Source organism: Massilia aurea (assembly GCF_024753205.1).
Lineage (GTDB): Bacteria > Pseudomonadota > Gammaproteobacteria > Burkholderiales > Burkholderiaceae_D > Telluria > Telluria aurea.
Genome location: NZ_JANUGZ010000004.1, coordinates 129,556 through 143,855 on the forward strand (window position 1 = coordinate 129,556; position 14,300 = coordinate 143,855).

General features: G+C 66.4%; 13 protein-coding genes and 1 tRNA gene. 11 read left to right on the forward strand and 3 right to left on the reverse strand.

From position 1 onward, the window contains the following. Positions 1 to 52 precede the first annotated feature (52 nt). Entirely contained in the window at positions 53 to 1,294 is a 1,242-nt protein-coding gene (locus NX775_RS15640) for a D-amino acid dehydrogenase (RefSeq protein WP_343828446.1), read from the forward strand. 34 nt (positions 1,295 to 1,328) lie between these two features. On the opposite strand, the gene NX775_RS15645 is transcribed toward NX775_RS15640, so the two are convergent. Further along, positions 1,329 to 1,637 carry a HigA family addiction module antitoxin gene (locus tag NX775_RS15645; RefSeq protein WP_258836857.1) on the reverse strand — a complete coding sequence of 103 codons (309 nt, stop codon included), beginning with the start codon at positions 1,635 to 1,637 and terminating at the stop codon, positions 1,329 to 1,331. Positions 1,638 to 1,814: 177 nt separating this feature from the next. Between NX775_RS15645 and NX775_RS15650 the strand changes: the two genes are divergently transcribed. The 10 genes from NX775_RS15650 to NX775_RS15695 all read left to right on the forward strand — a co-directional run bounded on the left by NX775_RS15650 (position 1,815) and on the right by NX775_RS15695 (position 13,151). Further along, entirely contained in the window at positions 1,815 to 2,273 is a 459-nt protein-coding gene (locus NX775_RS15650) for a YchJ family protein (RefSeq protein WP_258836858.1), read from the forward strand. 45 nt (positions 2,274 to 2,318) lie between these two features. Further along, positions 2,319 to 3,926, forward strand: a complete 1,608-nt coding sequence (locus tag NX775_RS15655; RefSeq protein ID WP_258836859.1) for a carboxyl transferase domain-containing protein — start codon at positions 2,319 to 2,321, stop codon at positions 3,924 to 3,926. A gap of 10 nt (positions 3,927 to 3,936) precedes the next feature. Further along, positions 3,937 to 4,722: an enoyl-CoA hydratase/isomerase family protein gene (locus NX775_RS15660; RefSeq protein ID WP_258836860.1), complete on the forward strand. Its 786-nt coding sequence runs from the start codon at positions 3,937 to 3,939 to the stop codon at positions 4,720 to 4,722. Between the two features lie 15 nt (positions 4,723 to 4,737). Then, positions 4,738 to 6,081, forward strand: a complete 1,344-nt coding sequence (gene bioA, locus NX775_RS15665; protein WP_258836861.1) for an adenosylmethionine--8-amino-7-oxononanoate transaminase — start codon at positions 4,738 to 4,740, stop codon at positions 6,079 to 6,081. Positions 6,082 to 6,085: 4 nt separating this feature from the next. Continuing rightward, the gene (gene bioF / locus NX775_RS15670) at positions 6,086 to 7,273 is read left to right on the forward strand and encodes an 8-amino-7-oxononanoate synthase (protein WP_258836862.1); all 1,188 of its coding nucleotides are present in this window, start codon (positions 6,086 to 6,088) and stop codon (positions 7,271 to 7,273) included. Then, the gene (gene bioD, locus NX775_RS15675) at positions 7,270 to 8,097 is read left to right on the forward strand and encodes a dethiobiotin synthase (RefSeq protein WP_258836863.1); all 828 of its coding nucleotides are present in this window, start codon (positions 7,270 to 7,272) and stop codon (positions 8,095 to 8,097) included. Before bioF ends, bioD begins: the two co-directional genes overlap by 4 nt. 26 nt (positions 8,098 to 8,123) lie before the next feature. After that, positions 8,124 to 9,149: a biotin synthase BioB gene (gene bioB, locus NX775_RS15680; protein ID WP_258837398.1), complete on the forward strand. Its 1,026-nt coding sequence runs from the start codon at positions 8,124 to 8,126 to the stop codon at positions 9,147 to 9,149. A gap of 100 nt (positions 9,150 to 9,249) precedes the next feature. Continuing rightward, entirely contained in the window at positions 9,250 to 11,256 is a 2,007-nt protein-coding gene (locus tag NX775_RS15685) for an acetyl/propionyl/methylcrotonyl-CoA carboxylase subunit alpha (RefSeq protein WP_258836864.1), read from the forward strand. Between the two features lie 41 nt (positions 11,257 to 11,297). Further along, positions 11,298 to 12,236, forward strand: a complete 939-nt coding sequence (locus tag NX775_RS15690) for a 2-hydroxyacid dehydrogenase (RefSeq protein WP_258836865.1) — start codon at positions 11,298 to 11,300, stop codon at positions 12,234 to 12,236. 3 nt (positions 12,237 to 12,239) lie between these two features. After that, positions 12,240 to 13,151: a hydroxymethylglutaryl-CoA lyase gene (locus NX775_RS15695; RefSeq protein ID WP_258836866.1), complete on the forward strand. Its 912-nt coding sequence runs from the start codon at positions 12,240 to 12,242 to the stop codon at positions 13,149 to 13,151. A gap of 96 nt (positions 13,152 to 13,247) precedes the next feature. On the opposite strand, the gene NX775_RS15700 is transcribed toward NX775_RS15695, so the two are convergent. Continuing rightward, a tRNA-Pro gene (locus NX775_RS15700) sits at positions 13,248 to 13,324 on the reverse strand. Between the two features lie 58 nt (positions 13,325 to 13,382). After that, entirely contained in the window at positions 13,383 to 14,288 is a 906-nt protein-coding gene (gene rsmI / locus NX775_RS15705; RefSeq protein ID WP_258836867.1) for a 16S rRNA (cytidine(1402)-2'-O)-methyltransferase, read from the reverse strand. Positions 14,289 to 14,300: the final 12 nt, after the last annotated feature.

Sequence of the window (14,300 nt, forward strand, 5' to 3'; positions counted from 1 at the left end):
CGTGCCGGCTGCCCCTAAGCTCCCTGTCCCCACCCGAAAAAAAGAGTCCGGCATGCAGCACATAATCGTCATTGGCGGCGGCGTCGTCGGCCTGGCCTCCGCGTGGTGGCTGCTCGAGGCGGGCCACGAGGTCACGCTGCTCGAGCGCGCGCCAGACGTGGGCAGCGGCGCCAGCTACGGCAATGGCGGGCAGCTCAGCTACCGGTACGTGGCGCCGCTGGCCGACGCCGGCATCCCGCTCAAGGCCTTCAAATGGCTGTTCCAGGCCGACGGCCCGCTGCGCTTCCGGCCGGAAGCCGACCTGCGCCAGTACCGCTGGCTGGCCAGCTTTTTGGCCCACTGCCGCGCCGACGTCAACCGCCGCACCACGGCCAAGCTGCTCGAGCTGGGCGAGCTATCGCGCCGGGCGATGGCCTCGCTCTCACTGGTCGTGCCGCCAGAGCGCTTTGGCTGGCGCGACGCCGGCAAGCTGGTGGTGTTTCGCACGCGCGCCGCGTTCGATGTCGCCGCATCCAAACCGGGCGCGGGCCAGATCTGGTCACCCGAAGAATGCGCCGCGCACGAACCCGCGCTGGGCGCGGCCCAGCACCTGCTGGCCGGCGGCATCTACAACCCGGGCGAAGCCGTGGCCGACTGCCACGCCTTCTGCGTGGCGCTGGCCGAACGGCTGGGCGAGCATCCCCGCTTTCGCGGGGTCGTCAACAGCACCGCGCTGGGGCTGCGTGCAGAGCGGGGCCGCATCACCGGCATCGACACCGTTGGTGGCCTGCTAACGGCCGACGCCTATGTGCTGGCCGCAGGCATCCAGAGCCGCACGCTGGCCGACACGGTCGGCATCTACTTGCCGCTGTACCCGCTCAAGGGCTACAGCCTGAGCGCCCCGATCCGCCAGGACGACATCGCGCCCGAAATCAGCGTGACGGATTTCGAGCGCAAGGTGCTGTATGCGCGCATCGGCGACCGCTTGCGCGTGGCGGCGATGGTCGACATGGTGGGCGAGGATGTCTCGCTCGACGCCAAGCGCGTTGCGGGCCTGACGCGCCTGGTGCGCGAGACGATGCCGCGCGCGGCGGATTATTCGCAGGTGTCGGCCTGGGCCGGATTGCGCCCGGCCACGCCGGGCAGCGCGCCGATCATCGGGTCCACGCGCTACGACAATCTGTGGCTCAACGTCGGGCACGGGCCGCTGGGGTTCACGTTTGCCTGCGGCAGCGCGGCCGTACTGGCGGATCTGGTGCAGGGGAAGGCGCCGCCGTTTGCGCTCGATGGCTTGACGCTGCGCGGTCGCGTATGACGGAGGTGATCGCTCGTCGCCATGAAGCGCAGATTTACGCCTCTGCCATCTCACGCGGCTGTATGGTTTCCATGATCATCTTGCCTTCAGTTTGAATGGCTTTTCGCAGTTCGTAGGCCATTTGCAGGTTGAGCCAGAACTCTGGCGTCGTACCGAAGTAACGCGACAACCGCAGCGCCGTGTCTGGCGTTACGCCGCGCTTTTCACGGACGATGTCATTGACTCGAGCGGGAGTGAGCCGCAGGGCACCAGCGAGCGCATTCGAGGACATTGCCAATGGCGCCAAATACTCTTCACGCAAAATCTCTCCGGGATGGATCGGACGCATTCCGTTGATAAACATCGCACCTCCATGTGCTGCTGCAACCATGGTTGAAGGGTCTCAACCACAAGACATCCTATTTTCTATCGTTTACCGATAAAGAGTAAACATCCATGTGATTAAAATTACGGCAGGTTTTCAGCGCCATATAACACCAGCTTGTCTCAGACGAATACGAAATCGCGGATAATTGCCGCCATGCCTCCCCGCCCCACCTCCCCCTGCCCCTGCGGCGGCCCCTCGTTCGACAGCTGCTGCGGCCCGTTCCTGGCCGGCGCGGCCCTGCCGCTCACGGCCGAACAGCTGATGCGCTCGCGCTATACCGCCTTCACGCTGGGTGACGAAGCCTACCTGCGCGCCACCTGGCACCCGAGCACCCGGCCACAAGAGCCGATCATCGACAACGAGTCCGTCCGCTGGCTAGGTCTGGAGATAAAAACTGCTTTACGTTTACGTCAACGTAAAGCAGAATTGCCGGACGTTCCAGGCGACCAGGACCACCCGCGCGACGAAGACCACGTCGAATTCGTCGCCCGCTTCAAGGTGGGCGGGCGCGCGCACCGTCTCCACGAGCGCAGCCGTTTCGTGCGCGAAGCCGGCCCCGATGGCGCGCCACGCTGGTTTTACCTGGACGGCAGTTTCCCCGACAAGAAGTAAAGCGCCGCCAGGCACGCAGGGCGGCGACAGACCAGAGGACGGCACATGCCCCAGATCGAAAGCAAACTGAACCCGCGCAGCGAGGATTTCAAGGCCAATGCCACCGCCATGCAGGCCGTGGTGGACGACTTGCGCGCGCGCGTGGCGCAACTGGCGCAGGGCGGCGGCGCCGAAGCCAGTGCGCGTCACCTCGCGCGCGGCAAGCTGCTGCCGCGCGAGCGTGTCGAACATCTGCTCGATCCAGGCACGCCCTTCCTCGAATTCTCGCAACTGGCGGCCTATGAGATGTATGACGGCGCCGCGCCCAGCGCCGGTATCATCACCGGCATCGGCAGGGTAAGCGGCCACGAATGCGTGATCGTCTGCAATGACGCCACCGTCAAGGGCGGCACCTATTACCCGATGACGGTCAAGAAACACCTGCGCGCACAGGAGATCGCCGAGCAGAACAACCTGCCCTGCATCTACCTGGTCGACTCGGGCGGTGCCAACCTGCCGAACCAGGACGACGTGTTCCCCGACCGCGACCACTTCGGCCGCATCTTCTACAACCAGGCGAACCTGTCGGCCAAAGGCGTGCCGCAGATCGCCGTCGTGATGGGCTCGTGCACCGCCGGCGGCGCGTACGTGCCGGCGATGAGCGACGAGTCGATCATCGTCAAGGACCAGGGCACGATTTTCCTGGGCGGTCCGCCGCTCGTGAAAGCGGCGACCGGTGAAGTCGTCAGCGCCGAAGACCTGGGCGGCGGCGACGTGCACACGCGCCTGTCGGGCGTGGCCGATCATCTGGCGCAGAACGATCCGCATGCGCTGTCGCTGGCACGCACGATCGTGTCGAACCTGAACCGCGTCAAGCCGCAGCAGGGCGAACGGCGCGCGAGCGTCGAGCCGCACTATCCGGCATCGGAACTGTACGGCGTCATCCCGGTCGATACGCGCAAACCGTTCGATGTGCGCGAAGTCATCGCGCGCGTGGTCGATGGCAGCGTGTTCGACGAATTCAAGGCGCGCTACGGCACGACGCTGGTGTGCGGCTTCGCCCACATCTTCGGCATGAAGGTCGGCATCATCGCCAACAACGGCATCCTGTTTTCGGAGTCGGCCCTAAAAGGCGCGCACTTCATCGAGCTGTGCTGCCAGCGCAAGATTCCGCTCGTGTTCTTGCAGAACATCACCGGCTTCATGGTCGGGCGCAAATACGAAAACGAGGGCATCGCGCGCAACGGCGCCAAGATGGTCACGGCCGTGGCCACGGCTGCGGTGCCGAAGTTCACCGTCATCATCGGCGGCTCGTTCGGCGCCGGCAACTACGGCATGTGCGGCCGCGCGTTCTCGCCGCGCTTCCTGTGGATGTGGCCCAATGCGCGCATCTCGGTGATGGGCGGCGACCAGGCCGCATCGGTGCTGGCCACCGTCAAGCGCGACGGCATCGAAGGCCGCGGCGGCCAGTGGTCGCCCGAAGAAGAAGCCGCATTCAAGCAGCCGATCCGCGACCAGTACGAGCACCAGGGCCACCCGTATTACGCATCGGCGCGCCTGTGGGACGACGGCGTGATCGACCCCGCGGACACCCGCACCGTGCTGGGCCTGGGCCTGTCCGCCGCCATGAACCAGCCGATCGGCGACACGACGTTCGGCGTGTTCCGAATGTAAAAGGATGACGATGACCTATGACACCCTGCTTGTGACCGTTGCCGACAAGGTCGCCACCGTCACGCTGAACCGCCCCGACCTGCGCAATGCCTTCAACGAAGGGGCGATTGCCGAACTGGCGCGCGTGTTCGATGAACTCGGCTGCGACGACGCCGTGCGCGCGATCGTGCTGGCCGCCAACGGCCCGTCGTTCTGCGCCGGCGCGGACCTGAACTGGATGAAGAAGATGGCCGGCTACTCGCATGACGAGAACGAGGCCGATGCCATGCGCCTGGCCGCCATGCTGCGCACGATCTACCTGTGCCCCAAGCCGGTGGTCGCGCGCGTGCAGGGCGATTGCTACGCCGGCGGCATGGGCCTGGTGGCCGCCTGCGACATCGTCGTTGCGAGCGAGACAGCTGGTTTTTGCCTGTCCGAAGTGAAGCTCGGGCTGATTCCGGCTACCATCTCGCCTTACGTGATCAAGGCGATGGGCGAACAGGCGGCGCGCCGCTACTTTTTGACAGCCGAGCGGTTCGATGCGGCCGAGGCGCAGCGCATCGGTGTCGCGCACACCGTCGTGGCGCCGGAAGCGCTCGACGCGACTGTTGCCGGGATCGTCAAGGCGCTGGTGAACAACAGCCCGCACGCCGTCCGGCAGGCCAAGACGCTGGTGCGCGAGATCGTCGGCCAGCCGGTCGACGATGCGCTGCTGCGTGACACGGCCGGGCGCATCGCCGCGATCCGCGCATCGACCGAAGGCCGCGAAGGCGTGGCCTCGTTCCTTGAAAAGCGCAAGCCGACATGGATTAACTAGTATTGGAACTTTATCGTGAAGCAGCAAACCACCTCCTCCGACTGGATCGCGCGCAGCCTGCGCAGCGTCTGGCATCCCTGCACCCAGATGCAGCATCACGAAGAGGTGCCGCTGATCGCGGTCAGCCATGGCAAGGGGCCGTGGCTGTACGACTATGACGGCAAGCGTTACCTGGACGGTATCAGCTCGTGGTGGGTCAACCTGTTCGGCCACGCCAACCCGCGCATCAATGCCGCGCTGAAGGACCAGCTGGACAAGCTCGAACACGCGATGCTGGCCGGCTTCACGCACGCACCCGTGGTCGAGCTGGCCGAACGGCTGGCCGCGCTCACCGGCCACGCGCTGGGTCACGCCACGTTCGCCTCCGACGGCGCATCGGCCGTGGAAATCGCGATGAAGATGAGCTTTCACGCGTGGCGCAATGCGGACCGGTCATCCAAGCAGGAATTCGTCTGCCTGCAGGGCAGCTACCACGGCGAGACGATCGGCGCGCTGTCGGTTACCGACGTGCCGCTGTTCAAGGACGCCTACGGCCCGCTGCTGCGCGCGTCGCACGTGGTGAGCGCGCCCGATGCCCGCAACGCGTTCGAGGGCGAGACGGCGCAGGACGTCGCGCGGCGCGCGATCCTTGAAGTCAAAGCGCTGTTCGAAGAACGGGGCGACAAGATTGCCGCCATCATCGTCGAGCCGCTGGTGCAGTGCGCCACCGGCATGGCGATGTACGATCCGCTGTATCTCAAGCTCTTGCGCGACCTGTGCGACCAGCACCGCGTGCACCTGATCGCCGACGAAATCGCGGTCGGCTGCGGACGCACCGGCACCTTCTTCGCCTGCGAGCAGGCCGGCATCTGGCCGGACTTCCTGTGCCTGTCGAAAGGCATCAGCGGCGGCTACCTGCCGCTCTCGCTCGTGCTCACGCGCGACGACATCTACCAGGCCTTCTACAGCACCGACATCACGCGCGGCTTTTTGCACTCGCACTCGTACACCGGCAATCCGCTGGCCTGCCGCGCGGCGCTGGCCACGCTCGACATCTTCGAAGAAGACGATGTGTTGAACCGCAACCGCGAACTGGCCACCAGGATGACGGTGGCGCTGGCGCCGCTGGCCGACCATCCGCGCACGCGCCACTTCCGCCAGCGCGGCATGATCTTCGCGTTCGACGCGGTCGAACCGGATACCGATCTTGCCTCGACCTTCGCGCGCCGCTTCTTTTCCACGGCGGCCGAGAACGAACTGCTGCTGCGCCCCATCGGCCGCACCGTGTACCTGATGCCGCCGTACGTGCTGGACGAAGAAGAAGTCGCGGGCCTGGCGGCGCGCACGATCAAGACGTTCGAATCCGTCATCGCGGGATGATGTGATGGATCTCATCGCCACCATCGACCGCCAGCTCGACACGCTGGCCGCGCGCAGTCTCACGCGCCGTCGCCGCATCACCGATGGCGCCTGCGCGCCACGCCAGCTGGTCGACGGACGTGACCTGCTGGCCTTTTGCAGCAACGATTACCTGGGCCTGGCCGCGCACCCGCAAGTCATCGAGGCGCTGCGCGAAGGCGCGCAGCTGTACGGCGCCGGCAGCGGCGCCTCGCACCTGGTGTCGGGCCACAGCCGCGCGCATCATCTGCTCGAAGAAACGCTGGCCGAGTGGATGGCGCCGCATCTCGAAGACGCGCGCGCTCTGACGCTGTGCACCGGCTACATGGCCAACCTCGCGATCCTGAGTGCCCTGGGCGTCGATGCCGATGCGATGATCTTTTCCGAGGCGCTGAACCACGCCTCCCTGATCGACGGCGCCCGGCTCGCGAAAGCGGGCGTCACGGTCTACCCGCATGGCGACGTCGAAACGCTGACGCAACTCCTGGCCGCCAGCAGCGCCAGCACGAAGATCGTCGTCACCGACAGCGTGTTCAGCATGGATGGCGACCTGGCGCCGCTGCCGGCGCTGCTGGCCGCGTGCGAGCGCCACGGCGCCTGGCTGGTGGTCGACGATGCCCACGGCTTCGGTGTGCTGGGCCAGAACGGGCGCGGCGCACTGGAACACTTCGGCCTGCGCTCGACCAACCTGATCTACATGGGCACGCTGGGCAAGGCCGCCGGCGTCGGCGGCGCTTTCGTCGCCGCGCACGCCAGCGTGATCGAGTTGCTGATCCAGCGCGCGCGCCCGTATATCTATACGACGGCCTGCCCGCCAGCGCTTGCACACGCCTTGCTCGCCAGCCTTGCTATCATGGGCGGTGACGAGGGCGCCGAACGGCGTGCGCACCTGGCACGACTGGTCGAGCAGCTGCGCGGTTCGCTGCGCCTGGAACGCTGGGAACTGGCGGCGTCGACCACCCCGATCCAGCCCGTCATCATCGGCAGCAACGACGCTGCGCTGCACGCCGCCAGCCGCCTGCATGAGCAGGGCCTGTGGGTGCCGGCGATCCGCCCGCCGACCGTGGCGCCCGGTACCGCGCGCCTGCGCGTGACCTTGTCCGCCGCCCATGCCACGGATGACGTGGCACGGCTGGCGCAGGCGCTCAACGAACTGGAAAAGGCCGCACCATGAACAATCTGAATGAAACCGATGCACCGGTCATCGTGCAACCCCTACTTGACCCCGAGGTCGACCTGACCGAACTCGACGAGCCGGTGTTAGAACCTGAACTCGAACTGCGCGCCGACGATCTGCCAATGCGCTTTGCCTGCTTCGTCACCGGCACCGATACCGAGATCGGCAAGACGCTGATCTCGGCCGCCATCCTGCACAAGCTCGTGGCCACGGGCCAGCGCGCCTGCGGCATGAAGCCGGTCGCGGCCGGCGCCGAACTGCGTGACGGCGTGCTGCACAACGACGACGCCGACCAGCTGATCGCGGCCGGCAACGTGCATCTGCCGGCATCACTGACCACGCCCTACCTGCTGCGCGAACCAGCCGCACCGCACATCGCCGCCGCGCTCGAGGGCGTGACGATCGAGCTGGTGCCGATCCTGGCCGCCTTTGCCGAGGTCCAGGCCGCGTCCGACGCGGTCGTGGTCGAAGGCGTGGGGGGCTTCCGCGTGCCCTTCAACGACGACTTCGACAGCGCCGACCTGGCCGCACAACTGAACCTGCCCGTGATCCTCGTCGTCGGCATGCGCCTGGGCTGCATCAGCCATGCGCTGCTGACGGTCGAAGCGATCGTGGCGCGCGGCCTGGTGCTGGCCGGCTGGGTCGCCAACACGGTCGACACGGACATGCGCTTTGCGCAAGAGAACATCGAGGCGCTGGCACAGCGTATCCCGGCGCCGCTGCTGGGCCGCGTGCCGCGCCTGAACGAACCGACGGCTGCTGCGGCAGCCGAATTTATCGACCTCGCCGGACTGCCAGGCTGGCCGTCCACGCGGGTCTAGTTTTTGAAGGAACCGAAATGACCAATATGAACACTGTCGCCCTGCACCGCCCAACGGCAGCCATCAAGCCGCCCGAGAATGCAACCTGGCCGCTGGCCGACGTGCTCGCGCTGTTCGACCTGCCGTTCACCGAACTGATGCACCGCGCGTCGACCGCGCACCGCCTGAACTTCCCGGACGGCGACGTCGAACTGGCGACCCTGTTGTCGATCAAGACCGGTGGCTGCGAAGAAGACTGCGGCTACTGCCCGCAGGCGGCGCGCTACGACACGGGCGTGGAAGCCAAGAAGCTGCTCGACATCGACACGGTGCTCGACGCGGCGCGCGCGGCCAAGGCCAGTGGCGCCACGCGCTTCTGCATGGGCGCAGCGTGGCGCAGCCCGAAAGAGCGCGACATGGACAAGGTCGAGACGATGGTGCGTGAAGTCAAGGCGCTGGGCATGGAAACCTGCGCCACGCTGGGCATGCTCGAAGCCGGCCAGGCCGAGCAGCTCAAGCGCGCTGGTCTGGACTACTACAACCACAATATCGACACCGCGCCGGACTTCTACAACAACGTCATTTCAACCCGCGAATACCAGGACCGCCTGGACACGCTGGGCCGCGTGCGCGAAGCGGGCCTGAAGGTCTGCTGCGGCGGCATCGTCGGCATGGGCGAGACGCGCGAACAGCGCGCCGGCCTGATCGCGCAGCTGGCGAACCTGAACCCGTATCCCGAATCGGTGCCGGTCAACCACCTGGTGCAGGTGGCTGGTACGCCGCTGCACGGCATGGACAAGCTCGACCCGATCGAATTCGTGCGCACCATCGCGGTCGCGCGCATCACGATGCCGCAAGCGCGCGTGCGCCTGTCGGCGGGCCGCCGCGAAATGGGCGAAGCCGTGCAGGCGATGTGCTTCATGGCCGGTGCCAACTCGATCTTCTACGGCGACAAGCTGCTGACCACCGAGAATCCCGAGGCCGATGACGACCGCGTGCTGCTGGAAAAGCTGGGCCTGAAAACCCGCGCCGCGACGCTGGACTCGGCGCCGAAGGAAGCCTGCGGCTGCTAAGCATCGTACTCAAGGCAGTAGCAAGTGCACTATCCGCGCGGCCGGGGAGACACGGCCGCGCAAGCATCACCCGAACAACCATAAGCGAAAGATAACGCGCATGTTCACCAAACTCCTCATCGCCAATCGTGGCGAGATCGCCTGCCGTGTCGCCGCCACCGCGCGCCGCATGGGTATTCGCACCGTCGCTGTGTATTCCGAGGCCGACGCCGGCGCCAAGCATGTCGCGGTCTGCGATGAGGCCATCCTGATCGGCCCCGCCGCCGCGCGCGACAGTTATCTGCGCGGCCAGAAAATCATCGAGGTCGCCAAGGCCACCGGCGCGCAGGCGATCCACCCCGGCTACGGCTTCCTGTCCGAAAACGCGGAGTTTGCCGACGCCGTCCACGCCGCCGGCCTCGTGTTCGTGGGCCCACCTGCGGCATCGATGCGCGCGATGGGTTCGAAGTCGGCCGCCAAGCAGCTGATGGAAAGCGCCGACGTGCCGCTGGTGCCGGGCTACCACGGCGACGAGCAGGATCCCGCGTTTCTGCGCGAGCAGGCCGACCGCATCGGTTACCCGGTGCTGCTCAAGGCCAGCGCCGGCGGCGGCGGCAAGGGCATGCGCGTGGTCGAGCGCTCTGAAGATTTCGAAGGCGCGCTGGCCTCGTGCAAGCGCGAAGCGATTTCCAGCTTCGGCGACGACAAGGTGCTGGTCGAGAAGTACCTGATCCGCCCGCGCCACATCGAGATCCAGGTGTTTGCCGACAGCCTGGGCAACTGCGTCTACCTGCACGAGCGCGATTGCTCGGTGCAGCGCCGACACCAGAAGGTGCTGGAAGAAGCACCGGCCCCCGGCATGCCGCCGGAGCGCCGCGCCGCGATGGGCGAAGCGGCCGTCAACGCCGCGCGCGCCGTCGGATATGTCGGCGCCGGCACCGTCGAATTCATCGCCAACCAGGACGGCTCGTTCTACTTCATGGAGATGAACACGCGCCTGCAGGTCGAGCATCCGGTGACCGAAATGATCACCGGGACCGACCTGGTGGAATGGCAGTTGCGGGTCGCCTTTGGCGAAGCGCTGCCGAAGCAGCAGCATGAACTGGGCATCCACGGCCACGCGATCGAAGCGCGCGTGTATGCCGAAAATCCCGAGAAGGGTTTCCTGCCGTCGATCGGCACCTTGCGCCATATGGACGTGCCGCGTGCGGTCGCGTTCGAACTGGGCAGCGACGGCGCCAATCCGGCCGCCGTGCGTGTCGATTCGGGCGTGCGCGAAGGCGATGCGATTTCGCCGTTCTACGATCCGATGATCGCCAAGCTGATCGTCTGGGGCGCGGACCGCACCCAGGCACTGGCGCGCATGTCGCAGGCGCTGAGCGAGTTCCGCATCGTCGGGCTGGCCACCAATATCGCGTTTCTGAAACGCCTGGTCGAGGGCGAAGCGTTTGCCACGGCCGACCTGGACACGGGCCTGATCGAGCGCCATGGCGCGACGCTGTTCCCGCCAGCCACGCCGGCGCCGCTGGGCGCACTGGCGCTGGCCGTGTTCGCGCTGCGCGAGAACGCCGCCAACGCAGCCAACGACCCTGATCCATGGAGCCAGGCCAGCGGCTGGCGCATGAACGGCGACTACCGCCGCGTACTGTCGTGGTCCGACGAATTCGGCGCCTACCGTGTCGGCCTGACCTACCGCCGCGACGGGCTCGAGATCGACCTCGATGGCCAGGCGCAGCACGTGGAACGCGTCGGTCGCGCTGGCGACGACCTGGCGCTGCGCCTCGGCGAGACGGCCGTCCAGGGCGTCGTGCGCCGCGACGGCGATGTGTTCCATGTATTTACCGGCGGTCAGCATTTCACGCTGACGTACAATGATCCGATGGCCCACGCCGGCGAAGTCGAAACGCTCGGCGGGCGCCTGACGGCGCCGATGCCGGGCAAGGTCGTGGCGGTGCTCGTCCAGGCCGGTGCCACCGTGGTGAAGGGCGAACCGCTCGTCATCATGGAAGCGATGAAGATGGAGCACACGATTGCTGCGCCGGGCGACGGCGTGGTCGAGGACGTGCTGTACGAAGTCGGCGACCAGGTTGCCGATGGCGCGCCGCTGCTGGCCTTCAAGGCGGCGTAAGCAACACCCATAAAAACCACCCTACACGATGAGGGGGAGACATGCGGATTGTCCTGTACCGGGGCGATGGCGTCAGCGAGCCTTGGGAACACGCGTTTGCCAGCGTGCTGCCGGGCGCCCAGACCGTCATCTGGAAAGAAGGCGAGCAACTGGCGCACTGCGATTACGCGGTGCTGTGGAATCCGGCGCCGGCCTTGCTGGCCCAGCTGGCCCAGATGGAAAGCGTCAAGGCGATCTTCCTGATGGGCGCCGGCGTCGACGCGCTGCTCAAGTTTGGCGACGCTTTGCCCGATGTGCCGCTGGTGCGCCTGGGCGACGCCGGCATGGGCGTGCAGATGGCCGAGTATGTGGCGCATGCGGTGCTGCGCTACTTCCGCCGCTTCGATGAATACGAGCAGCAGGCCAGGCACGGCGCCTGGAATCCGCTGCCCCAGCATCCGAAAGAATCGTTCACCATCGGCGTCATGGGCCTGGGCCGGCTGGGCATGCCGGTGGTCGAGGCGATGCGCCATTTCGGCTTTCCCGTGCGCGGCTGGAGCCGCAGTCCGAAAGACATTCCGGGCGTGCCGACCTATGCCGGCTTGGCGCAATTCGGCGACTTTTTGCACGGCACGCGCGTGCTGGTCTGCCTGCTGCCACTGACGCCAGAGACCACCAACCTGCTCGACCGCCACAACCTGGGCAAGCTGGCGCCGGGCGCGTACCTGATCAACGTCTCGCGCGGCGCGATCCTGGCCGAGCCCGATCTGATGACGCTGATCCGCTCCGGGCACATCGCCGGCGCCACGCTCGACGTGTTCCGCCACGAGCCGCTGCCGGCCCAGCACCCGTTCTGGAACGAGCCGCGCATCGCCCTCACCCCGCATATTTCGGCGCTGACCATGCGCCAGGACGCCGTGCGCCAGATCGTCGCCAAGATCGACGCCCTGGAACGTGGCCAACCGGTCGACGACCTCGTCGACCGCCAACGTGGATATTAAGAAATGACACCCCTGCCAACCAAGGTCAAGATCGTCGAAGTCGGCCCCCGCGACGGCCTGCAGAACGAAAAAGAAGCGCTCGGCGCTGACGTGAAAATCGAACTGGTCGAGCGCTTGGCGCGCGCCGGCTTCGTCAATGTCGAGGCGGCGGCGTTCGTCTCGCCCAAATGGGTGCCGCAGATGGCAACCTCCGCCGAGGTGCTGGCCCGCATCGAACGCCGGCCCGGCACGATCTACTCGGCGCTGGTGCCGAACATGCAGGGCTTCGAGGCCGCGCTGGCCGGCAAGGCCGACGAGGTCGTGGTGTTCGGCGCAGCGTCCGAGGCGTTCTCGCAAAAGAACATCAACTGTTCGATTGCCGAATCGATCGCGCGCTTCGAGCCGGTCGCGCGCGCTGCCAAGGAGAACGGCCTGCGCCTGCGCGGCTCGATCAGCACGGCGTTCGGCTGCCCGTACCAGGGCGCCGTGTCGCTGGACGCTGTGGGCGACGTCGTGGCGCGCATGCGCGACCTGGGCTGTGACGAGATCGATATCGCCGACACGATCGGCGTGGCAACCGCGCGCCAGACGCAGGCCGTGATGCTGCGCGCGGCGCAGGCATTCCCGATGGGGCAGCTCGCCGGCCACTTCCACGACACGTATGGCCAGGCGCTGGCGAACATCTATGCGGCGCTGGAAGTGGGCGTGGCGATTTTCCACTCGTCAGTGGCGGGCCTGGGCGGTTGCCCGTATGCCAAGGGCGCGACCGGCAACGTGGCGACCGAAGACGTGCTGTACCTGATGCAGGGGCTGGGCATCGAGACGGGCGTGGATCTCGACCAGGTGGTCGATGCCGGGCTGTTCATCTCTGCGCAACTGGGCCGCAAGAGCATCAGCCGCGCCGGCAATGCGCTGGCAGCCAAACGGGCTGCGTGACAGGCAGGCCCCCGGTGTGCCGGGGGCTGTTTCAAGGAAAACGGCCGCACAACGAAAAAAGCCGACAACTCACGTTGTCGGCTTTTCTCTTAATGCTGGTCGGAGTACAAGGATTCGAACCTTGGACCCCCTGGTCCCAAACCAGGTGCGCTACCGGGCTGCGCTACACTCCGAAGAAGCAAGATAATACCGGCTTGCCGTCACTTGGTCAAGGATTTCGCGTCAAAATCCTTACTCACCCCGGATCTGCAGCGCCCGCTCATACAAGGCATTCTTCTTGCGCCCCGTGATCTGCGCCGCCAGATTGGCTGCCTGCTTGACGCTGCATTCGGTGAGCAGGATCTGCAGCACGCGCTCGGCCTCGATGTCTTCGGCGTCGCTCGCTTCTACTGCGCCCTCTACCAGCACGACGAATTCGCCCTTCTCGCGGTGCGCGTCGGCCTTGACCCAGGCCAGCGCCTCGCCCAGCGTGCAGCGGTGGATTTCCTCGAACATCTTGCTCAGTTCGCGGGCAAACACGACCTGGCGCGTCGGCTCGAACGCGGCCACCAATGCTTCGACGCAATCGACGATCCGGTGCGGCGCCTCGTAGAACACGAGTGTGGACGTTTCGCGCGTCAGGGGCGCCAGCGCCGTCTCGCGGCCCTTGGCCTTGGCTGGCAGAAAGCCGACAAAGTGGAAGCGGTCATTGACCAGGCCGCTGGCCGACAGCGCCGTGATCGCCGCCGACGGGCCTGGCAACGGCACCACGTTCAGGCCGGCAGTACGGACCGCATCAACGATGCGCGCACCCGGATCGGACACGCCCGGCGTGCCGGCGTCGGACACCAGCGCCACCCGCTGGCCGGCGCGCAGGCGCTCGACGATTTTATCGGCCACTTCGCGCTCGTTGTGCTGGTGCGCGGCGATCGTGCTCTTGCTCAAACCAAAGCGTTGCAATAACGCGCCAGTCTTGCGCGTGTCTTCACAGGCGACGACGTCGGCCAGGGCCAGCAGGTGTAAAGCGCGCAGGGTCATGTCGGTGACGTTGCCAATCGGAGTAGCCACGACATACAGCGTTGCGGTAGGATAGGACTGCTGGGCCGCCTCGCCCATGACGGGAAGTCGGGCGATGTCGATGGTCTGCTGTTCTGTCATATAGGTTTCCGA